The organism is Methanoculleus chikugoensis, assembly GCF_900095385.1.
GTDB classification, from domain to species: domain Archaea; phylum Halobacteriota; class Methanomicrobia; order Methanomicrobiales; family Methanoculleaceae; genus Methanoculleus; species Methanoculleus chikugoensis_A.
In genome coordinates this window covers 26,764-47,841 of sequence record NZ_FMID01000049.1, presented here as the reverse complement: position 1 = coordinate 47,841, position 21,078 = coordinate 26,764, and the positions used below count along the sequence as shown (strand labels likewise).

The following is a 21,078-nucleotide window of genomic DNA, read 5'->3' as shown; positions in this document are numbered from 1 at the left end:
ACATCCGTGAGCGCATAGGTGAAAACTTCTAAAACATGGCCTTTACAAATGGCTGAACACTCCGGGATGCTCCTGGAGAATAGCCGTCAATAGATATTGCACATACACGCGGGCGAACCCGATCCCCTGGAGCCCGTGCTGCTCCCTTACTTTTAAGTACTCACGAAAGACACCTTTACAGGCAAACCGGAGAATATCCGGGCGGGATAACCGGTCTGGTGGTTTTTATGGAGTCTGGAGATCTAAAAATTGCGTGGGCGCGGCAGTATATGCCGGTGCTCTCGTCCATTCGGAAACGTTTTGTCGAGGAGAAGCCGTTCTCCGGCATGACTATCGGTATGGCCCTGCACGTCGAGGCGAAGACCGCGGTGCTGGTCGAGACGCTCGCGGCAGGCGGAGCCGAGGTATACATCACGGGGTGCAACCCTCTCTCGACCCAGGACGACGTCTCGACGGCGCTCGATACCCGGGAACGGATTCACTCCTACGCCCGCCGGGGCGCCAGTGTCGAGGAGTACTACGCGGCCATCGACCGGGTGCTCGATGCCCGCCCCGCAATCACCATCGATGACGGGATGGACCTGATCCACCGCATCCACACCGAGCGGCGGGATGTGCTGGACTCGATCGTCGGCGGGTGCGAGGAGACCACGACCGGCATCCACCGGCTCCGCGCGATGGCACAGGAAGGGGCGCTCAAGTTCCCGGTCGTCGCCGTCAACGACACCCCGATGAAGCACTTCTTCGACAACGTCCACGGCACCGGCGAGAGCTCGCTTGCGTCGATCATGATCACCACGAACGTCCTCATCGCCGGAAAGCGGTTCGTCGTCGCCGGCTACGGCTACTGCGGCCGGGGACTTGCGCAGAAGGCCCGGAGCCTCGGTGCCCGCGTCATCGTGACCGAAGTGGACCCCCGGCGGGCGCTCCAGGCGCACATGGACGGGTTCGACGTCATGACGATGGATGAAGCGGCACCGCTCGGCGACATCTTCGCCACCACCACCGGGAATACGAGCATCCTCACCGAACGCCACTTCCCGAGCCTGAAGGACGGGGTGATCCTCGCGAACGCCGGCCACTTCAACGTTGAGATAGACGTCGACTGGCTTGCGTCGCACGCGGACTCCACCGTCCACCGGGACGGGATCGACACCTACGTGCTCGGCGGGAAGGCCGTCCACGTCCTTGCCGAAGGGAGGCTCGTGAACCTCGCGACGCCGAAGGGCATGGGCCACCCCGTCGAGGTGATGGACCTGAGTTTCGCCGTCCAGGCGCTCTCCGCCGAGTTCATCGCGAAGCACGGCCGCGAACTCGCTCCCGGCGTGCACGACGTCCCGTCGGCCCTCGACGAGGCTGTGGCACGGCTGAAACTCGACGCGCTCGGTCTCTCGATCGACCGGCTGACGCCCGAGCAGAAGACCTACATGAGCAGCTGGACGATCGGGACGTAACTCGTCCCTTCTCTTTTTACCGCACTATTATAGATGCCTGCGCACGATCCGTGATGGGAGCGGACGGCGGGCGGGGTTCGGTTCGCCGTTAGCGCCCGTGGCCATCTGTGCTTTCTCGTATCTTGAGCATGAACCCGTGACTGCATCTCCGGCACCGATACTGCGCATATATGCCGCACCCGGGAACATCGACATTCCCCAGAAGTTCCCCCGGGGAGCCGCACCGGGGGCATGCCGCCCCCCGATCGTCGAACCAGTGACCGCATTTGAGGCATTGATGGACGGTATGGACCCGTGGGTTGGCGGTAATGATCTCCTTGACGTGGTCCCGGCACCCGCAGAATGGGCAGGGAGCAGGTCCATCCGCTCCGGTATCGCACGACGGGCACGCCGTCTTCCGGGTCCTGTCTAACCCGCGCACACACCCGTCCCCCTGTTCTCTGCACGTTTGTTCCTCTCCGGGAGGGTGTTACTCCACCCCTTTCGTGCTTCCGGTATACTTTCCGGCCTGCACGGGTCAACCACACTGCTCTGTCTCATACACTCCCTATGGGTGCTCCGATCGCTTAAATGATACCTATGGGTACCCATAGGTATCTCGCTGAAAAAATAAAAACAATACAATATAATTGTCCTGCCGGAATACCTGAATAGGAAGATGGAGTCTCCCGATAACGTCTCAAGCAAGCAGGTGGGTGTGCGGCTCCCGGGTCACCTCTACCGGTGGCTGAAGGAGAAGGTCGACAGCGGCGAGTACTCGAATATGGCCCAGTCGGTCATCGGAGAACTGACGAAAACGAGGGCGCTCGAAGAGATGCGGTTGCGGGAGACTTCGCGTTATGATGTAGGGGAAGAGCCCCTTGCCCAGATGGTGAACGAGCGGATTGAAAGCGTCCGCCGCGAGCTCCTGGACGAAGTGAAACGGCGGCGAGCCTGACCCGAACGTATCGTTCAACCTGCGTGCGACCGTCATCGGCCGGGGTGACGGCCGGTTCTCGCCCGGGCCGGTCGTCATGAAGAATCTCCTCAAACCCCCGTATCCAGCAACCGGCAGCACAACATATTTTTATGCTCGTCGAACCTGTAAACCGAATATCGTTTATATGGGCTCCGAATGAGCTAAATTAAATATGCCGTGCCGTAATCCTTTATGAACAAGGTGTCATTATTATGAAAGTATCAACCCCGGCAACCCTCGTTGCCGTAACGCTCATGATCATCGCCGGTCTCCTGGTTGCGGGATGCACGACCACGGAGGAGACCCCGGGAGAGACAACCCTGACTGTCTTTACGGCCGCATCGCTCACGGGGGCCTTCACGGATATCGGCAAAGCTTACGAGGCGCAGAACGAGAACGTCAAGGTCGACTTCGTCTTCGACGGCTCACAGACCCTCCGCACCCAGATCGAACAGGGAGCGAATGCGGATATCTTCGTCTCCGCGAGTACAAAGCACATGAAGGCGCTCCAGGGCGGCGGGTTCATGGAGAACAGCACCGTGGCGCCGTTCCTCGGGAACAGCCTGGCCCTGATCGTCCCGGTCGATAACCCGGCAGGGATCACCGGTCTCGCCGACCTGAACAAACCCGGTGTGAAGATCGTCATCGGCACCAAGGATGTTCCCTTCGGCGACTATACCCGGCAGATGTTCGAGAAGATGGCCGCCGATCCTGCCTATGGTCCGGCCTACAAGGACGCCGTGATGAAGAACGTCGTCTCCGAGGAGACAGCGGTGAGTTCCGTGGTACCCAAGCTGGCGCTCGGCGAGGCCGATGCGGCGATCGTCTACAAATCTGACGTCTCAAAAGACGACCTGACGAAAGTGACCCGGCTCGACATCCCGGCCGAATACAACGTCGTGGCCACCTATCCGCTCGGCATCCTTGCGGAGTCGCCGGGCAAGACTGAAGCAGAGTCGTTCATAGCATTCGTCCGAGGCCCGGACGGCAGCGCCATCCTGACGGAATATGGTTTTGACCCGATCGCTGCCTGAACGCGGGATCTCCCCGCACGGCAGCCTGACGGTATTGAGGAGGGTGGTGCTCTCCCTCCTCACCGCCGTCCTTCTTGCACTCTTCCTCCTCTTCATCACGCTGCCGGTAGTCTCGCTCTTCCTGCGCATATCGCCGGAGGCGTTCCTCAGCTCGCTTACCGAACCGGTGGTGCTCGATGCGCTCTCGCTCTCCTTCGTCACCGCGACGGTGAGCACGGTGATTGTCGTCCTCTTCGGGACGCCGCTTGCCCTGGTGAACGCCCGGCACGACTACCGGGGCAGGGAACTCGTCGACACCCTCACCGACCTCCCCATCGTCCTCCCGCCGGCGGTGGCGGGTCTCGCGCTGCTGATGGCCTTCGGCCGCCGGGGCGTGATCGGGCAGTACCTCGACATCTTCGGCATCCATATCGGCTTCACCACGATCGCGGTGATCCTCGCACAGGTCTTTGTCGCCTCGCCGTTCTACATCCGGCAGGCGCGGGCGAGTTTCGAGACGGTCGACCGCCTCTACGAGGATGCGGCGCGGACGCTCGGGGCCTCCCGCATGACCGTCGCTCTCCGGATCACCATCCCGCTTGCGTGGGGGGGACTCGTCTCCGGGGCGATCCTCTCGTTCGCCCGGGCACTCGGGGAGTTCGGTGCCACGATCATGTTTGCCGGAAACTTCCAGGGCAGAACCCAGACGATGCCGCTTGCAATTTACACGACCATGCAGGGAGACATGAACGCCGCAATCAGCCTCTCCATCATCCTTGTCGTGATATCGTTTGCGGTGATCTCTGCCGTGAAGATCGTCACCCGGAGGAAGTATTGATGCTCGCCGTCCATGCCGTCCGAGAGCTGCGTGACTTCGTCCTCGACGTCACGCTCTCCGTCCGGTCCGGCGAGACCCTCGTCCTCATCGGTGAGAACGGATCGGGCAAGTCCACGGTGCTGAACCTGATCTCCGGCATCCTCACCCCGGACCACGGCGAGATCGTGCTCGGGGATCGGACGCTGTTTTCGGACGAAAAAAAGATCGGTATTCCTCCCGAGAGCCGGAAGATCGGCCACCTCTTCCAGTCCTACGCGCTCTTCCCGCACATGACCGTCGCCGAGAACATAGCGTTCGGCCTCCGGTGCCGGAAGGTCCCGCGGCCGGAGATCGCCTTTTCCGTGACAAACCAGCTCCGCGCCATGAACCTCGTCGATCTCGCGGACGTCAACGCCGGCCGGCTCTCGGGCGGGCAGCGGCAGCGGGTGGCCCTCGCCCGGGCGCTGGTGCTCGAACCGGACCTCCTCCTCCTCGACGAACCGCTCGCTGCCGTCGATATGCGGGCGCAGACTGCGATGCGGAGCGAACTCCGCGGCAGGATAAAGGACGCCGGCATCCCCTGCATCGTCGTCACCCACAACCTCCGCGACGCTCTTGAACTCGGCGACCGCCTCTGCCTCATCGAGGAGGGGAAGGTGGTGGCCGAGGGTGCGCCGGGGGAGGTGCTTGCGATGCGGGAGAACGGGTTCATCGCGAGCTTTGCCGGGTAAGGCCCCACAACGGCTTTATGCCCCCGGCACCCATCACTGGTCATAGCCGGGGGCCGCCGGACTCCCGGCCCTTCTCGTGACGACCATGAAGAAACAGAGTTACGTGCTGTTCCTCGCACTGTTCGCGGTTGCCGCACTTTTGCCGGGATCGGCCGCGGGCGGGGAGATCCCCATTAATTACTCGTTCGACGAGTCGCACGCGGAGATATACGAGCGGATGCTGGAGCAGAACGCCTCCGTCGGCGAGTATTATGAGAGGGCCTGCCCCGAATTCCTGGAGGGCATGCCCCCGGAGACGAGGGCGCACCTCTACAACACGACGATGGCGCGGCAACGGCCTCCCGGTGCTGATGGGGAATTTGTGCCGCCCCTGAAGATGGGAAAAGTTGCCATTGCCACCGCCTCACCCGTGGTCTCGGTGTGCGGGGTACCTATCCAGATTGTTGGTGTCGCCATCCTCGGCCTTGCCGGTATCGTCATCCTTGCCCTGCTCGTGGCGGTCGCTCTCGTCCTGGAGCGGGTCCGTAAGAAGGAGTGAACGTCGTTTCTGGCCCCGTGCGGGGTAAAGGCACTCCATACAAACCGCCGGGATATCGCCTGCCCGGGCCTGGAGTGTGGATGGCGGTGCGACCGCAGTGCCGAAGAGAGAAGGCGCGCGCCCGGGGAGCTTTCTGGACTGGATGGCGATCCGAACCCCGTCTCACGCTCCCGTGCGCTATCGGAACGCTCCGTTCAGCACCCCGGCACACCGTTGTATTGGATCAATATTTCCGATAGACCTTGCTCCGGTTTCCGACCTCGACCAGGGTGATTATCATGGTATTACCCTCGATGGTGAGGACCGCTCGATACTGGCCAACACGAAAAGAGTACAGGGGGCTGCGTGAATGCCCCTTCATCTTTTTGACGTAAGATTTAGGGTTCGGTTCATCCGCCAGAGCATAGAGCTCATCCTTAATTCGTTTGCGATCAAATTCCGGGATGTTATCGAGGTCCCGCTCGGCGCCCGCCGTGATGAGCAGTCGCCATATCATAGGCCGCGTTCCTGCACATACTCCTCGAAGGGACGAACTCTACCGGCACGGATGTCTTCAAAGGATTCTTCAATCTTCTTCATGGACTCTTCGGAGAGCGGTTCCGGATCGTATGCCATGTCCAGGAGGCGGTTCAGCGTCTCGTCGTAGGTCTCTCGCGGATGGATCTTCACATCATCCAGGCGAGACTTGGTCTCCGGTCGAAGCTGGATCGTCGTAACCATAGTGCTCTATAGGGGTGTATGTGGTATAATGATTACCCCATGGTATTCTCTTCGATGAGAGGGCGGTGAAGCGAAGGGGCTCTTCCCGCTCTGCCCCGAAGAGCCCTGCAAAACGGTGGCCCCGGCAACCTGATGACGAGAATAATCGTATATGTCCCGGCACCGTGAACCCATCACGGCGCCCCCGCGCGGCTTGCCGGGCCCCGTGCGCAGTAGAGGTACTCCTGTGCATACCCGGCATACTCCCCAAAATAGTCCCGGCTAAATCGCCGGATCCGCTCGTACTCCGCCGGGGTGCAGTTTTTGCCGGCAAGGTCGGGAAGATACGTCTCCCCCACAATCCGGCGTATCCAGACGTCGACCGGGAACGCTTCAAAAAACCCGAACGCAAAGAGCAGCACGCAGTCCGCCGCCTTCGGCCCGACGCCCTTCAGTTGCATCAGCGCCTGCCGCGCCTCCTCGAACGGAAGGGCGGCAACCCGCTCCGCCCAGTCCGGGTTTTCGCTTGCGAAACCGGCAGCCTCGCAGACGTAGTCCGTCCGGTAACCGAGTTTGCAGTCCCATAAATCCATGCGTGAGACCCCGGCGAGCGCCTCCGGTCCGGGGAACGCGTACGCCCTGCCGGAGGGCCCGTCTACCGGCCTCCCGTAGCGCTCCGCCATCAGCGCGACCCGCCGCTTCACCGCCGGGATGTTCGTGTTCGTGGCGCAGAGATACGAGACCAGGCACTCCCACGGCGGTTGTCTCACGAGCCGCAGCCCCCTGCACTCCCGGATGGCGGCGCCGATCGCCGCGTCGCGGTCGATCGACGAAAGAATGGCGGGAAGATCCTGGTCGAGCCGGAAGTAATCGCGGACGAACCCATCGTCCGCCCCCTCAAACGCGAGAAGGCATCCGTCCTGCCGTATCCGGACGGCCCGGCCTTCGACGACGCCCCGCCACCACCCGCCCGCCTTCTCCCAGCGGAATGCCTGCCCGCAGGCGAGCGTCAGGTCGAGGTCGAACGGCTGGTCGGGCCGGAGTTCGATCGTCTTCATGGCCGGTGGCAGCGGCGGATAAAAAAAGGGGTTATTCTTTCTTCTCATCCTTCATCTGCTGGTAGACGCAGGACTGGACGTCCTGGCCCAGTTTCCCGATCGCGTCCGCCCGGCAGCGTGCGCAGTGGCGCATCTGCTTGATGTACGGTTCGCACCGGTCCTGCATCTCCCGCTTCTCCTTCGACGTCGGGGGGGTGATCGCGGCGAACTTGTACTGCGGGATGAGCGGGATGACGTTGAAGGTGAACGCTCCCATCTCCCCGACCTTCTTCGCGATCTCGGGGATGTGCTCGTCGTTGATCCCGGGGATGTAGACGGTGTTGATCTTGACGAACATCTTCTTTGCCACCGCCATCTCGATCCCCTTCATCTGCTGGGCGAGGAGGAGTTCGGCCGCCTCGCGCCCGTGGTACTTCTTCCCGTTGTACTCGACCCAGGAGTAGATCTTCTCACCGATCGCGGGGTCAACAGCGTTGAGCGTGACCGTAACGTTCCCGACATCGTACTTCGCGAGTTCCTCGATCGACTCGGGGAGCGCAAGACCGTTCGTGCTGATGCACATGATCAGGTGCGGGAACTCCTCGTGGATCAGCTTGAGCGCCTCGAACGTCTCCGGGTTTGCGAGCGGTTCGCCCGGACCTGCGATCCCGACCACCTTCACGTACGGGTACTCCCTGACGACGTTCCGAACAAGGTCGAGCGCCTCCTCCGGGGAGAGCACCCTGCTCGTCACGCCCGGCCGGCTCTCGTTCACGCAGTCGAAGTCCCGTATGCAGTAGTTGCACTGGATGTTGCACTTCGGAGCGACGGGGACGTGGCACCTCCCGAAGGCGTGGCAGGCTTTATCTGAGTAGCAGGGGTGCTCGCTGATCTTGCGCAACTGCTCCGGATCGTAGGGAACCTCCCTTCCCTGGACCGTTGCGGTTCGATACTCGTCGGCCATATAACTGATCTATGCGCCGGAGGATATTATATACTGATGGTTGCCGGCCGGTCCGGGTGGACCGTAAAAAGGTGGTAGGGTCAGGCCGTCTCCTGGCTGAGGTCGAACGGGAGGCGTTCCTTGCCGGTCTCGCGCGTATCCCTCTCCGGCTCCATCCCGAACCGTTCTTCGGCGGCTTTGAGGATCCGGCCGAGCATCTCGGAGTAGTTCAGGCCTGCGTACTTCGCCATCCTGGCGAGGTGGCCGTCCCAGCACCAGCCGGGGTTCGGGTTGACCTCGAGGAGTTTCGGGTTGCCGTGCTCGTCGAGCCGCCAGTCGAACCGGCAGTAGTCGCGGCACTCCAGGCGTTCGAAGAGGGCGAGGCAGCACCGCACGATCATCTTCTCGGTCCCCTCGGGGAGATCCGCCGGCTTTGACGTGACCTTCCAGTACGGCGAGTCCGGGAGCCACTTTGCTTCGTAGCCGCAGATACGGGGGAGGTCCGGGGGCAGGGCGGAGTAGTCCTCCTCGATGACGGGCAGCACCATGCTGTAGCCCGACGGGTTCCCGATGATGCCGACGCTGATGTCCTTTCCCGTGAGGAACTCCTCGACGAGGAGCGAGCAGTCATACCCGAGGGTCGTCCGGAGCGAGGTGATGATGTCGGAGAGTTCCTCGATGGTCTGGGCGATGCTCTTTTGCGTGATGCCGTAGGAGGAGTCGCCCGCGTTCGGCTTGACGATCGCCGGGAACTTCATCCCGACATCGTAGGTGCGGTCGCCGGGGGTGATGAAGCAGGCGTCCGGCACCGGGATCCCCATCTCTTTTGCGATCCCGCGCACGAGCGATTTGTCGTAGCAGAACGCGAGCGACTGCGGGCCGGCTCCCGTGTACGGAATGCCGTACATCTCGAGAAGCGCCGGCACGTGGAGTTCTTTCCTCGGGTCGTTGTTGAACCCCTCGTCGCAGAGGTTGAAGACGTAGTCCACCTTCCCCTTCAGCCGCGGGAGATCCTGGATCAGCGTCTCGTGTTTGGAGAGGTAGGTGAACCGGTAGCCGGAGAGTTCCCGCAGCGCCGCCTTCATCTGGTCGATGGTGTAGAAGTCGTCGTCGTCGAAGGCGCAGGAGGGTTTCAGGGCGTCGGGCCTGGCCGGATCGCCGAGGAGCACCGCGACGTGTTTTGCCGTCTCCCGGCCTTTCGTCTTCGTCGCCGACCATTCCTTCCTGACGTGCGCGGTGACGATGTGGCGGCGCTCCATCATCCCGAGGTCCTGGTTGCGCTGCGACTCGGTCGCGATCTCCTGGAAGGCAATCCCGGAGAACCCCGCCCGTTCCAGGAGCCGCCGGAGCGCCTCGGGGGTGTAGAGATGCTCGGCGTAAAACTGGTCGGCCACGACGCCCTTCTCGACGTCGGTGATCACCTCGCGGGATATCAGGCGCTGTTCGTCGAACGAGAGCGACCTCTCGCGGCAGACGAACATACCATCGTCGATCCACTCCCAGGACCTCGGCTGGAAGTGCTCGCGTAAGTACTCGCCGTCGGCGACGTCCAGGAGCAGCCGCCCCCAGGGTTTGAGGATGCGCCGGATCTCGGTGAGGATCCGCAGGTCTTCCTCGACGGAATCGAAGTAGCCGAAACTGTTCCCGAGGATGAGGACGACGTCATAGGTGTCGGTGCGGTACGGGAGCCGCCGGGCGTCCCCCTCCCGGAACCGGATGGGGAGCCCCTCTTTCTTCGCGGTCGACCGGGCCCGCTGGATCAGGTAGTGCGACTGGTCGAGGCCTTCGACGTTGTAGCCCCTGCGCGCGAGTTCGAGGGTGTGCCTGCCCTGGCCGCAGCAGAGGTCGAGAACCCTCTCGTGGGGCTGGAGGTGCAGGACCCGGGCGATCCGGTCGATCTCCCGCTCGGTGATCCCGGGGTCGTCGACGACGTCGCCGTCGGTCTTCAGGTAGAGGCGATTGAAGATACCCCGCCACCAGTCGGGCTTTACGTGTTCCTCAAGGTTCGGGACCGGACCGAACGTCCTTTTGTCCCGGTGTTTTGCCTTGCGTCTGCTATCGGGAGGTTCGTCGGTGTTGACCTCGTCGATCATGCCGGCCCACTCCCCCCGACTCCGTTTCCGGAATAGAACCGATGTTCTGCCGGGTTGCAAAAGAGAACGGTTATCCTGTACATAGTTGGATGATCTTTCGATAGGATGGTATCGATAAAAGCATTGCGTCACGATCCTCTCTTTAGCGGGAATCAGGCACATTGAAGGCGGGTTTTGGTTCCCGCCCATCCCGGCCACGCACCGGCCACTCCGGGCCGGGTTCCCCGGTCCCGGATCCCCAAGAAACACCTATATATGCAGGCAGGTAGTTGTGTATGTGCAGATTATCTGCATGGTTGAGTATATGGAAGAGAGATATCCCCGCAGGGGCCCCCGTTCGTATGACGACCGTCCCCGCGAGTTCCACAAGGCGGTCTGTTCCGACTGCGGTAAAGAGTGCGAAGTTCCGTTCAAGCCTACGGAGGGTCGGCCGGTCTACTGCCTCGACTGCCTCCCGAAGCACAGGAAACCCCGGTTCTGAGTAGCCAGTACGAATTCTGTTTCCAGAAGTGAGTGAAGTTCCAATGGAAGAGAGATACCCCCGCAGGGGCCCCCGTTCGTATGACGACCGCCCCCGTGAGTTCCACAAGGCGGTCTGTTCCGACTGCGGTAAAGAGTGCGAAGTTCCTTTCAAGCCGACTGAGGGCAGGCCGGTCTACTGCCGCGACTGCCTCCCGAAGCACAGAAAACCCCGGTTCTAACCCTTTTTTTTACCGCCGTCACACGATGAGCCGCCTTCGCATCAGCCTGATGGCGAGGACGAAGAAGATCGCGGTAGCCGCCGCTATCCAGGCGAGGTTGAGGAGGTTTACCGGCGAGAACGCCGCGAGCGTGATTGCCCGGTTGACGGCGACGACGTGCGTGAGCGGCAACGTGGCGAGGGCGAAGTACTGGATTGGTTCGGGCAGGAGGTCGAGCGGGAAGAACGTCCCCGAGAAGAGGAACATCGGGGTGATGAAGAGGAACGAGGGGTAGTTCAGCGCGTCGATGCTCGGCGTGATAGCGGTGAAGCACATCGCGATGCCCGCAAAGAGGAGGCCGGCGAGGAACGCGAAGGGTATGAGCAGCAGGGACGACGGCATGGCGACGACGTTGAAGATGAGGAGCACGGGGAGCATCAGTGCGGCGTAGATCATCCCCCGGGTGGCGCCCCAGAGCATCTCCCCCGCGATCACCTCGTCGATGCCGACCGGGGTCGCGATGATGGCGTCGAACGTCTTCTGGTAGTACATCCGGACGAACGACGAGTAGGTACACTCGAAGAAGGCCGAGTACATCACCGATATCGAGACGAGGGCGGGTGCGATGAAGACGGGGTAGGGGATCCCGTCGACCGCCTCGATGTAGGTCCCGAGACCGAACCCCAGCGCCAGGAGGTAGAGGACCGGCTCGACGAAGGGCGGGATGAAGTTTACCTTGTATGTCCTGAGGAAGGCGTCCCAGTTCCTCCGCCAGACGCTCTGCACTCTCGTGGTGATGTCGACGATCATCGCTCACTCCCGCAGGCTCCGGCCGGTCAGCCGCAGAAAGACGTCCTCGAGGGTTGCCGGCCGGACCGTCACCGCCGCCTCGTGCCGGCAGGCTTCGAGCAGTTCTCGTGCAACGTCGTTCGGGCGATCCGTGAAGACCTGAACCACATCCCCGGCAAGGTCGTAGTTCAGCCCGAGTTCCTCCAGGCGGGCGACCACCTTCTGTGTCCGCTCGACCTCGACGACGTCGTTTCCCGCGTGCTCCCGGATGAGGTCCGCCGGGGTGCCCTCGACGAGGATCTTTCCGTGATCCATGATCACCAGCCGGTCGCAGAGCCGTTCCGCTTCGTCGAGGTAGTGGGTGGTGAGGACGAGGGTGTTTCCTTCCGCCCGGAGACTCCGGAGTTTCTCCCAGATCAGGTGTCGCGCCTGCGGGTCGAGCCCGATGGTGGGCTCGTCCAGGATGAGCAGTTCCGGCTCGTTGACGAGCGCCCGGGCGATGATCAGCCGCCGTTTCATCCCGCCCGAGAGGTTGTCGATCAGGACGTCCCGTTTCTCGTCGAGCTGCATGAACGCGAGGAGGTCTTCGGCCCGCCTCTCCGCCTCTCGCTTCGGGATGCCGAAGTAGCGGGCGTAGATCAGCAGGTTCCGGTAGGCCGAGAAGTCCGGGTCGAGGTTGTTCTCCTGCGGCACCACCCCGAGACGGCTCTTGATCCGGCGGTGGTGGGTATCCACGTCCATGCCGAAGACCTGCAGGGTGCCGCCGGATTTCGGGGAGATGCACTGGATCATCTTCATGGTCGTCGTCTTTCCCGCTCCGTTCGGGCCGAGAAACCCAAAGACCTCTCCCTCTCTGACCCGGAAGGCGATACGGTCGACCGCCACGAGGTCTCCGAACCGCTTCAAGAGGTCGTGCGCTACGATGACGTCCCCGATCGTTTCTCCTCCTGAAGGGTCAGTGGAGTCGTGCGACTACAACATTCTTTCGCTCACCCTTCTGCCGCGCCGTCGGTGCATGCCGCAGTTCCTGCTCCGTCCGGGCCGGAACTCCTGTCTACCGTGACGGAGCCCCCGCAGCCTTTTTGCCCGGCAGAGCGAACCGCTCTTATCTGCAGATGTGGAGTCGCAGCGAAACCATGATCGACAATTTCAGGGAGACGGGAGGGGTCTTCTCCCCTCCAAAGACCGTATACGTCGGTTCATCGGGGTGCCGCGGGCGGGGCGTCTTCGCCCGCAGGGATCTTGCGGCCGGCGAGGTGATCGAGACCTGCCCGGTGATCGTGCTCGGGGGAGCGGACGAGCAGGAACACCTTGATAAGACGCACCTCTTCGACTACTACTTCGCATGGGGGGAGCACGCCGCCGTGGCGCTGGGCTACGGGTCGCTCTACAACCACTCCTACCACGCGAACGCGGATCACGTCTGCGATCATCTCCGGGGCGCGATCCGCATCTCCGCCCACCGCCCCATCTCGAGGGGCGAGGAGATCACCATCAACTACGGCGGGCCGGCGGACTGTCCCGACCCCGTCTGGTTCGATGCGGTGGAGGAGTGAGTCCTCTCCACGCTTGGAGCCGCGCTGATCTGCTGTTCCAACCCCATTTTGCTCCGGTTTATCCCCGGGACAGAGCGGTCGTCGCCGGTATCCCGAACCAGGTTCCGGGACATCGCCCCATCCTCACCAGGCAGTTCAGGCCCGCCTGCCAAAATCTCCAGTGGAAATCAAGGGGTTTGCACAATACTCTCTATATTGTAGGTATTCTCTCGATTCTCCGTTGCGGCTGTCGACCCCGGTAACCGTCCCGCAGGCCGTGCGGGTAGCTCAGAACCGTCCTTTAAATTGGGAGATTTGAGGGATTAGAGGGCAATTCGGGGATATCTCCGGTGGGTGTCCGGGGTGTAGGTGTGTGAGAAGAGAGATGCGGCCCGGACGCGCCGCAATCCGGCTGCAACGACCATATCGGCCGATATGCCGTGCCGGTGCCCTATCTCCTGATGACCAACTGCACCCGCTCCGTCCGCACGGTGCCTCCTCCGGTCGCCGTGACCACGGCATCCACGGTCGCGGTGGAGACGAGCGGCGGGAGGTCGGGGGCCACGACCTCGTAGGTGAGCGGCGGGTAGGGTACGGAGATCGTGCCGAGGTCATGGTTATCGCGGTATACGCCCCCGAGCGCCGTAGCGGTGACTTTGACCTCGATGGGTGCGGCAAATCCGTCTTCTGGGTGCACCGTGAGCGTGAACCTGACGGTATCGCCCGGCTGGGCCGTGGCGGACGATGGGGTGACGCTGATCGAGAACGTGCGGGACGCAACCTGCACCGGGGCGCCCGTCGCGACCGGCGTTCCCGGGGTTCCGGCTGGGGTCGTTGGAGGCGGAGCGGGCGGTCCCGGAGGGGGTGTGCCCTCGTTCGCGAGGAGGGCGTGGGTGGCGGCAAACACGGTCATCAGGACGCAGATGATGACCGCAATCAGCAGGGGAGGGTATTCTCGTGCCATGGTTGCCCCACGGTGGGTATGCCGGCAGAACGGTTGCCGGCCTATTTATGCGTTGCCGCCCTGCTCGGGGTAAAAGGGGTGGGTTGTTCAGTCGATGGCGACCATGACCTCGGTCGACTTGACCACGGCGTAGACCTTCTTGCCGACGGTAAGCCCGAGGTTCTCCACGGACTTCTTCGTGATGACCGCGGTAAGTTCGCCGCCGCCGTCCAGCGCGATGACGACCTCTGCGGTGACGACGCCCACATCAATGGCCTTTACTTTTCCGGGAAGCTGGTTTCTTGCGCTTAACTTCATGATGCACCGCGGCGGTGATCCTGCTTTCCGGGTAATATAAGTTTCGATGCCCGGGACAACAGCGTGGTGCGCAACCTCTCCCTGTGGATGGGGATGCCGCGATGCTGTCTGTCGCTGTGGGTTCCGGGATGGGGAAGAGCGGCGGCGCCTGATGTGCCCCCGGCCTGCACGAGTGCTAAAATAGGGCTCTGTTGAATGTCTCACCCTGAGGCATAGCACCTGCTACCTCCATCGACGTTGCTGCACGCGAAGACGCGAAGGGGATTGCCAGCATTTCTCTGGATTTCGCGTTCTTCGCGCCTTCGCGCGAGACTCCGGAGTTGTGATATGATTCTCCTGGGCGCAAAAGAGTGGGTTTGTCTGCCCCCGGGTCAGTGTGCCGCATCGACCCGGCATAAAAACTCCCGCACGGCCGCGATGTATGCCGCGGTCTCTTCGAGGTGGTGGCTGTGCGAGGCGCCTTTAAAGACCGCGATCTCCGATCCTGGCACCAGGCTCCGGTAGTATGCCATCGCTTCGGGCGTTGCTTCGTCGTGCTCCCCGCAGGTGAAGAGCACCGGGACCGTGACTTCGCCGAGCCGGTCGGTGACGCTGAACTCCCGGAGGGTTCCCGTGCAGGTGAACTCGCTCGGCCCCCACATCTGGAGGTAGACCGGCATGGCGAGTTGCTCGATCGACCTGTTCAGGCATTCGGGCCAGGGATCCGTCCGGCAGACGTGCCGGGTGTAGTACGCCGTTATGGCCTCCTGGTACTCCGGTGAGTCGAAGTTCCCGCCTGCTTCCGCCTCCCGGATATCCTCCTGCATCTCGTCGGGGAACGCCGCGAGGTTCGCCCGCTGGTCGGCGACCCACCGGCCGGCGTCCAGCAGCGGCCCGGAGAGGATGAGGCTCTCGACGCCGTCGGGTTTTTTAGCGAGGACGTATTCGGCCGCGAGCCCGCCTCCCCAGGACTGCCCGAGGAGGTGCACCCGGGAGAGGCCGAGCGCCTCCCTGACCTCGTCGACCTCCGCGACGTAGCGCTCCACCGTCCAGAGAGCGGGATCGTCGGGCCGGTCGGAGTTCCCGCACCCGAGTTGGTCGTAGAAGACGACCGGCCGCTCGTCCGCGAGCGCCTCGAGCGGTTCGAGGTAGTCGTGCGTCATCCCCGGCCCCCCGTGGAGGACAAGGAGGGGCGTTCCCGCGCTCTCCGCACCGACGATCCGGAACCAGACCCGGCCGCCGGTGACGTCGACGTAGCCCTCGCGGGTGTCGCCGTCGGTTCTGGTTATGGTGACGTTCGATCCGCCGGCCGCGATGCAGAGCGCGAGGAGCGCTACGGTTGTGAGAGCGATGAGTGGCATGGGGTGTATCCCTCCGGATCTCGGAGCGCGTGGCCGGGGTCTCTCGCGCCGCCGGCGGGGCGTTCCTGATGGGATGTTTGCGCGGGGTAGGATTAGAGTTTTGTGGGGGCGGTGATCGTGCGTGGGATGGATGGGAGGTGAGGGGGGAACCGCCAGGACGTAAACCTGCCGTGCATGGTGTCGGCAGGCATTCTCCCCTCCATCCCAGGTATCACTCTCTGCTCTCCAGGCACTTCTTCCCCTTTTCTGTCAGTCGGTATTTCTGTTCTGGGCTTCTCGGGGAATCCGGATGCGTCATCTGAACAAAACCTGCCTGAATCGCTGGTCTCCGGTAATCGTACAGGAATGTGGGTCGGTGATTGAGACCCGGGCACTGCATGGCATCCCGAGCTCCTGATGGTCTCTCCTTCAAACAGGCCAGAAGGCGCGTTACTTGTTCGGTTACTTTCAAAAGCCCCGCGGATCGGGCGTTTGTTGATCCCTGTTCTCCTCTGCGGCCAGGCCATCGCGGAGGGCCTGCATTCCGGGCCTGAGCAGAGGGATATCGTCCTGGATCGTTCTCCAGATGATTGCCCTGTTGATCCCGAAGTAGGTGTGGATCAGTTTGTCGCGCATGCCGGCCATCTCTGTCCAGGGAAGAGACGGGCAGCTCTCCCTGATCTCGGGAGGGATACACTTCGTCGCTTCACCGATCACTTCCAGCGCTCGCATGACTGCGTAGACGGTTTTATCATCGTCGGAGAACTCCTCATGCGACATGCCCCGGGTAAAGATCTCGATCTTTTCGATGGCATCAAGGATATCATCCAGGTAATCAAGGGCGCTTCGCGGAGCCGTCATATATAGATGACCTCTTCTGCAACACGGCGGCCGATACGGGGTTTGAGTGCACTCTTCTCGACCAGATCCACCGGCCTATCGAGAAGTTCGGAGAGGTACCGCTCAAGCCTGAGGAACCCGAAGATCCCCGGCACCCTGGAGAACTCGATCAGGATATCCACGTCGCTCCCCTCGTGCTCCTCGCCGCGCCGGCACGAGCCGAAGATGCCGATGGACCCGACGTGGTAGGTCTCCTCCAGGTATGCCTTCTTCGCCCGGAGAATGCCGATGATCCTCGCACACTCCCCGCCGGGCTCGCCGGTGATGGTGTCCATTCCTGATCGGGATATGCGCCGTTCTCTCTTGTATAGGTATCCCCGGGTGTGCCGGAGTGTGGTGGGTTTTCGGGGCTGGGGGGACGGGGTAGGGGCGGTGATCAGCGGAGGCTACGATCCCTTTACGATCCTATCGTGGTTCATCGATAGTCTCCTGCTACCAATCTCTCGTTGTGTGCGCTAACGAGCAGCGCACACCCGTTTCTGTCGTTTCCCTGCTCTCAAGGATGCCTCAAGTGCGGACGTAGAGGAGGCAATCAATGGGGAAGGGCTCCGGGATATGGCCGGGACGGTTTCCTGCCGGGGGTGCGGCGGGGAGGAACCCCTCGTTTATTGCGTGATAAAACCTGCCGGACTCAGCCGGCCCGGAACGTCACCCCGCCCCCTCCATGACCACGGTCTTCTCCTCCGTTAGCCCGTAGAGCGCATACACGATCCGGTCGATCTCCCGGTCGGCCTCCTCGCACGCCGCTTCCAGCCTTGAGCGCTCTTCCGGCGGGAGATCCCCGGCGAGCGCTTTGTTCATCGCAAGAAGGCCCTCGACCAGGGCGCCGGGGCGGGCGGGATCGTCGGCGGGGTGGTGGCGGTGATCGTGAGGGTGATTGGGGGCGGATGAACCTCCTCCTGGGGATTTTGGAACGATCACCGGAGCGTTATGCGCTCAGAACCGTGTGAGATATTCTACAAAAGAAATGGGCCTGCCCGGATTCGAACCGGGGATCTTCGCCGTGTAAGGGCGACGTCATAACCGGCTAGACCACAAGCCCCGTGGATGCCTTATAGTGTTTTGCACCGTGACGGATAAACGTGTTGCCTGCTCCTATTCCGGTGTCGTCGTGCGCGGCATCTCCCGTCCGTTGTGGCCTGCGCTCATAGAGGCCTCCGCCGGAGTATGCATGATGGGAGATTGACGAAAGTATCCTCTAAAAAAAAGAGTTCAGATAAACCCGAAGGACTTCAGCGTCACTTCGGGGTTGACGGCGCCCACATGGTAGATCTTGCCCTCGGAGAGCTCGTTGATGACGACCTCGGCCGGGGAGAAGAGCGAGGTGTCGATCTGGTAGAAGTCGAAGTTGGCTTCCTTGAAGATATCGTAGAACGGCTTCCCGTACCCCTTGGACTTGTTGCTCGGGATCCGATCCAGGTAGTCCTTGATCTCCGGGGCGTTCATCGTCAGCATGATGCTGCCGTGGTAGATCGTCGCGTCGTTGGTGCAGCCCATCGCCTTCGTGCCGTCCTTCTTGACGGGCGCGATCGGGGCGTGGCCGATACCCGCGGTGATCTTTCTGGTGTCGAACCCGAGCTCGTTCAGCTTGTAGACCGCGGTCTCCACGCAGCGGCCGGCGACCTGGATCGAGCCGACGAGGGAGGCTGTGGGGGCGACGACCGCGCAGGTGTTCGCCACGTCCACGTTGCAGGCCTCGGCGATGTTCTCCATCACCGCGGCGTTCGGGAGGTGGTCGCTCTCGAGGCAGATGACCGCGTAATCGAACTCGTCCTCGTACTCGATGACCTCGTAGGTGTGCTTGGGCTTCAGGGAGAGCGCCCGTGCGGGGCCGCTCCCCATCGCGAAGTACTTGTTGACGCTGATCGTCCAGCCCGCCTTCTGGGCGCCGAGGCACGCAATCGACGGGAAGTCGGTGCTGACCTCGATGAACGGCATGGGGAACTCCTTGATCCGGCCCATCGTAATGTCGACCTCGCCGAGCCCGCCCATGCAGATCTCGGTGAACCGCCTCCCAGTCAGGTACCCGCCCGAAGTGCTGACGCCGCAGTCAACAATGCGTGCGCCGTTGTCGAGCTCGTGCGGGACGGCATTGAACTCCTCGGCGTATTCGAAGAGTTCCTCAAAAATATCCAGTGCCAGTTCGTTCACGCTGAGCATGTGGAAAACCTCATCAGAGTATAAACGGCGGGGGAACTGATAAGGATTATGAAATCGTCTGCTCCTGCCCCAGGTGCTCCAGCACGCGCCCGGGATCGTACCGGAGACTGATCAGCCTCGTCCGCCCTCTTCCCTGGCGGTAGTGGAGGTTTAAGAGCCGCATCGCATCGAACTTCTGGATGATCTCGTAGAACTTGGTGTAACTGACCCCTCCCACCTGCTCTTTGACGAACCGGTAGACGTCGCCGGCGTTCATCTCCTTATCGTCGCGGGCCGACATATCCGCGATCCTGGCCAGCACCTCCCGCTCCTCGGCCTTGAGCGCCCGGAGCGAGAACGCAAGGTGGAGGTACCGGGAGACCTCGTATGCCTTGCAGACATCCCCCCGCTCGACCGACCGGCGTGCCTCCCGCTCGGCGTTCAGGGCCGCACGCTTCAGGAGGTCGATGCCGACGCGGAGGTCGCCGCTCTTCATCGTCTGCTCCACCACGAGATCCAGCATCTCGGCCCGGAGGACGTTCGGGTAGAGACCCTGCAGGACACGCTCCTCGAGGATGCCGTGGATCTCCTCCGCTGAGTAGGGAGGGAAGTAGATCTCGGTCGGGCGGAAGACCGACGCCACCCGTGCGTCGACCTCGGTCTGCAGGGTGACGGACATGTCGCTGACGATGGCGACGACCCCGATCCGGACGCCCGGGTAGGCCTCGTGCGAGCGCAACAGGGGATAGAGCACCTGGTTGATCTCGTTCTCGTAGAGGAGGTAGTTCGCGTCGTCGAGTGCCACGAGGAGCACCTGCTCTTCGCGCTGCAGCACTTTCGCTATGGCGTCGAAGACCTGCTTGAACGACGTGCCCGACGGCGGCGGCGGGTGCCCGGTGACGCGGCGGTAGATCTGGGAGAAGATGGCGAACTTCGTGTTGTCGATCTGGCAGTTGATGTAGACGGGGACGAGTTTCTTCGTGGCCTCTTCGATCTCGGCAAAGACCTTCTTCACGCTCGTCGTCTTCCCGGTTCCCGGGAGGCCGCGGCAGATGGTGTTGAGCGGCCTCGCCCCCCGCAGTCCGGGCTTGACCTGATACGCGAGTTCCCGGATCTGGGCGTCACGGTGGTTGAACTGCTCGGGGACATAATCGATCTCGAAGACTTCAGGGTCCCGAAAAAGCGTCTCGTCCCACATGAGCAGGTTCTTCTTCATTATACAATCCTCGGGTACGGTAGTATTTATATCCTCCAGGTTGGGTTCTCCTCATCGCGCGGATCCTGCAGGAATTAGGGCTGTTCCATGCACTTCTTGCAGAGCGTTTTGCTCATGAAGAGTTGAGAGAGTTTTGCCTGTGATTTCGTCACTTCTGCTCCGCAGACCTCGCAGACATCCTCCGCCGGAGCCCCGGACGGCTTCGCCGGAACCGGTTCCTGCTGCGGCGGTGCCGCCTCCGGCTGTGCTGCGGGCTTCTCCTCCGGCTTCTCGGGCGGTCTCGGCACCCGGGGGGGCTCCGGGTGCTCCGGTGCCGGCGGAATCGCCGCCTCGATGACCTCGGGCGGAGGGCAGGCTCTCTTCTCCTCCTCCCGGGCAGCCGGTTCCGTCACCGGGGCTGCCGGCTCAGGCGCCTTCTTCTCCGGGAGAGGCACCTCTTGGACCGGGGGCCTTGCCGCGAGAACGCGGCGACGGTATGCATCCACGCGCTCGGCGGTCGCCTGATCGCCGCGCCCGAGCCGGGCAAGGATCCCGTCGAGGAATGTGATAAGGTCGTCCACATCCTCGTGGGTCTCTACATCTCCCTCGACCTCAAGACGGAGATTTTCGTAGTTCTCGAGGTTGATGGTGATCCCGATGGTGACTTCCTTCTTGCTGGACATATTTCCCGAATAATATTGTATCTCTTTATATACAATTCCACCGGCGACCCGCATCGCCCCGCCGTTCGGCCGGTTCGGCCGCATTTCTCCGCCCCGGCACCGGGGGCGATCCGGGCCGGCAGTCGGCGGCACGATGAAGACAGGTGGCTGCCCCGGGTATCCGGGCCGGTTCCGACCGCCGCCCGCGTGGGTGCCGGAACCCCTGTGTATGGTGGCGTATGGCTATTTCTTCGCGCATGGATTTTTATATCTCTGCTGCTATATCGGGGTGAAGTTTCCGACACCTCTACCCGG

General features: G+C 62.4%; 26 protein-coding genes and 1 tRNA gene. 9 read left to right on the top strand and 18 right to left on the bottom strand.

Features of this window, described 5'->3' with window-relative positions; all coding sequences use genetic code 11:
- Positions 1-227: 227 nt before the first annotated feature.
- The 6 genes from L21_RS10760 (at position 228) to L21_RS10730 (ending at position 5,511) form a co-directional block, all read left to right on the top strand.
- Complete coding sequence (locus L21_RS10760) at positions 228-1,454, top strand: adenosylhomocysteinase (protein ID WP_074370474.1); 1,227 nt, start codon at positions 228-230, stop codon at positions 1,452-1,454.
- A 658-nt stretch (positions 1,455-2,112) separates the two neighbouring features.
- Positions 2,113-2,391 carry a hypothetical protein gene (locus L21_RS10750; protein WP_074370472.1) on the top strand — a complete coding sequence of 93 codons (279 nt, stop codon included), beginning with the start codon at positions 2,113-2,115 and terminating at the stop codon, positions 2,389-2,391.
- A gap of 233 nt (positions 2,392-2,624) precedes the next feature.
- Complete coding sequence (modA, locus tag L21_RS10745; protein ID WP_074370471.1) at positions 2,625-3,446, top strand: molybdate ABC transporter substrate-binding protein; 822 nt, start codon at positions 2,625-2,627, stop codon at positions 3,444-3,446.
- Positions 3,421-4,263, top strand: coding sequence for an ABC transporter permease (locus tag L21_RS10740; RefSeq protein WP_074370470.1), 843 nt, complete (start codon positions 3,421-3,423; stop codon positions 4,261-4,263). Before modA ends, L21_RS10740 begins: the two co-directional genes overlap by 26 nt.
- A complete protein-coding gene (locus tag L21_RS10735) occupies positions 4,263-4,973 on the top strand; it encodes a sulfate/molybdate ABC transporter ATP-binding protein (protein ID WP_074370469.1) in 711 nt (236 codons plus the stop codon). Before L21_RS10740 ends, L21_RS10735 begins: the two co-directional genes overlap by 1 nt.
- Positions 4,974-5,058: 85 nt before the next feature.
- Positions 5,059-5,511: a hypothetical protein gene (locus L21_RS10730; RefSeq protein WP_143727282.1), complete on the top strand. Its 453-nt coding sequence runs from the start codon at positions 5,059-5,061 to the stop codon at positions 5,509-5,511.
- A gap of 223 nt (positions 5,512-5,734) precedes the next feature.
- Here the strand turns inward: L21_RS10730 and L21_RS10725 are convergent, their stop codons facing one another.
- The 5 genes from L21_RS10725 to L21_RS10705 form a co-directional block, all read right to left on the bottom strand.
- Positions 5,735-6,007 (bottom strand): type II toxin-antitoxin system RelE family toxin, encoded by a 273-nt coding sequence (locus tag L21_RS10725; RefSeq protein ID WP_074370467.1) that lies wholly within the window; start codon positions 6,005-6,007, stop codon positions 5,735-5,737.
- A complete protein-coding gene (locus tag L21_RS10720; RefSeq protein WP_074370466.1) occupies positions 6,004-6,231 on the bottom strand; it encodes a DUF7557 family protein in 228 nt (75 codons plus the stop codon). Before L21_RS10720 ends, L21_RS10725 begins: the two co-directional genes overlap by 4 nt.
- Positions 6,232-6,404: 173 nt before the next feature.
- Positions 6,405-7,268, bottom strand: a complete 864-nt coding sequence (locus tag L21_RS10715; RefSeq protein WP_074370465.1) for a DNA-3-methyladenine glycosylase family protein — start codon at positions 7,266-7,268, stop codon at positions 6,405-6,407.
- 31 nt (positions 7,269-7,299) lie between these two features.
- On the bottom strand, positions 7,300-8,211 hold the full coding sequence (nifB, locus tag L21_RS10710; RefSeq protein ID WP_074370464.1) for a nitrogenase cofactor biosynthesis protein NifB: 912 nt from the start codon (positions 8,209-8,211) through the stop codon (positions 7,300-7,302).
- 80 nt (positions 8,212-8,291) lie between these two features.
- On the bottom strand, positions 8,292-10,283 hold the full coding sequence (locus L21_RS10705; protein WP_074370463.1) for a methyltransferase domain-containing protein: 1,992 nt from the start codon (positions 10,281-10,283) through the stop codon (positions 8,292-8,294).
- A 304-nt stretch (positions 10,284-10,587) separates the two neighbouring features.
- On the opposite strand from L21_RS10705, the gene L21_RS10700 reads away from it, so the two are divergent.
- On the top strand, positions 10,588-10,764 hold the full coding sequence (locus L21_RS10700) for a CxxC-x17-CxxC domain-containing protein (protein ID WP_074370500.1): 177 nt from the start codon (positions 10,588-10,590) through the stop codon (positions 10,762-10,764).
- Positions 10,765-10,807: 43 nt separating this feature from the next.
- Positions 10,808-10,984, top strand: coding sequence for a CxxC-x17-CxxC domain-containing protein (locus L21_RS10695; protein ID WP_074370462.1), 177 nt, complete (start codon positions 10,808-10,810; stop codon positions 10,982-10,984).
- 18 nt (positions 10,985-11,002) lie between these two features.
- Here L21_RS10695 and L21_RS10690 read toward each other — a convergent pair whose 3' ends face one another.
- Together L21_RS10690 and L21_RS10685 are read right to left on the bottom strand one after the other, a co-directional pair.
- Positions 11,003-11,773 carry an ABC transporter permease gene (locus L21_RS10690; RefSeq protein WP_074370461.1) on the bottom strand — a complete coding sequence of 257 codons (771 nt, stop codon included), beginning with the start codon at positions 11,771-11,773 and terminating at the stop codon, positions 11,003-11,005.
- Between the two features lie 3 nt (positions 11,774-11,776).
- Complete coding sequence (locus L21_RS10685) at positions 11,777-12,658, bottom strand: ABC transporter ATP-binding protein (protein ID WP_074370460.1); 882 nt, start codon at positions 12,656-12,658, stop codon at positions 11,777-11,779.
- A gap of 230 nt (positions 12,659-12,888) precedes the next feature.
- Here L21_RS10685 and L21_RS10680 point away from each other — a divergent pair, with 230 nt between their 5' ends.
- Positions 12,889-13,308: an SET domain-containing protein gene (locus tag L21_RS10680; protein WP_074370459.1), complete on the top strand. Its 420-nt coding sequence runs from the start codon at positions 12,889-12,891 to the stop codon at positions 13,306-13,308.
- A 430-nt stretch (positions 13,309-13,738) separates the two neighbouring features.
- Here L21_RS10680 and L21_RS10675 read toward each other — a convergent pair whose 3' ends face one another.
- The 11 genes from L21_RS10675 to L21_RS10630 form a co-directional block, all read right to left on the bottom strand.
- Positions 13,739-14,251, bottom strand: a complete 513-nt coding sequence (locus L21_RS10675) for a hypothetical protein (protein ID WP_074370458.1) — start codon at positions 14,249-14,251, stop codon at positions 13,739-13,741.
- Positions 14,252-14,338: 87 nt separating this feature from the next.
- Entirely contained in the window at positions 14,339-14,548 is a 210-nt protein-coding gene (locus L21_RS10670) for a TOBE domain-containing protein (RefSeq protein WP_054848364.1), read from the bottom strand.
- Between the two features lie 371 nt (positions 14,549-14,919).
- Positions 14,920-15,888, bottom strand: a complete 969-nt coding sequence (locus tag L21_RS10665; protein WP_083608964.1) for a proline iminopeptidase-family hydrolase — start codon at positions 15,886-15,888, stop codon at positions 14,920-14,922.
- A 211-nt stretch (positions 15,889-16,099) separates the two neighbouring features.
- Positions 16,100-16,339, bottom strand: a complete 240-nt coding sequence (locus L21_RS14550; RefSeq protein WP_342764774.1) for a Fic family protein — start codon at positions 16,337-16,339, stop codon at positions 16,100-16,102.
- Positions 16,336-16,728: a HepT-like ribonuclease domain-containing protein gene (locus L21_RS10660; protein ID WP_074370457.1), complete on the bottom strand. Its 393-nt coding sequence runs from the start codon at positions 16,726-16,728 to the stop codon at positions 16,336-16,338. Before L21_RS10660 ends, L21_RS14550 begins: the two co-directional genes overlap by 4 nt.
- Entirely contained in the window at positions 16,725-17,042 is a 318-nt protein-coding gene (locus L21_RS10655) for a nucleotidyltransferase family protein (RefSeq protein ID WP_074370456.1), read from the bottom strand. Before L21_RS10655 ends, L21_RS10660 begins: the two co-directional genes overlap by 4 nt.
- Positions 17,043-17,415: 373 nt before the next feature.
- Positions 17,416-17,688: a hypothetical protein gene (locus L21_RS10650; RefSeq protein ID WP_074370455.1), complete on the bottom strand. Its 273-nt coding sequence runs from the start codon at positions 17,686-17,688 to the stop codon at positions 17,416-17,418.
- A gap of 47 nt (positions 17,689-17,735) precedes the next feature.
- Positions 17,736-17,809, bottom strand: a tRNA-Val gene (locus L21_RS10645).
- Between the two features lie 170 nt (positions 17,810-17,979).
- Positions 17,980-18,927, bottom strand: a complete 948-nt coding sequence (gene mch, locus L21_RS10640) for a methenyltetrahydromethanopterin cyclohydrolase (RefSeq protein ID WP_074370454.1) — start codon at positions 18,925-18,927, stop codon at positions 17,980-17,982.
- A gap of 46 nt (positions 18,928-18,973) precedes the next feature.
- The gene (locus L21_RS10635; RefSeq protein WP_074370453.1) at positions 18,974-20,122 is read right to left on the bottom strand and encodes an ORC1-type DNA replication protein; all 1,149 of its coding nucleotides are present in this window, start codon (positions 20,120-20,122) and stop codon (positions 18,974-18,976) included.
- A gap of 74 nt (positions 20,123-20,196) precedes the next feature.
- Positions 20,197-20,784, bottom strand: a complete 588-nt coding sequence (locus L21_RS10630) for a hypothetical protein (protein ID WP_074370452.1) — start codon at positions 20,782-20,784, stop codon at positions 20,197-20,199.
- Positions 20,785-21,078: the final 294 nt, after the last annotated feature.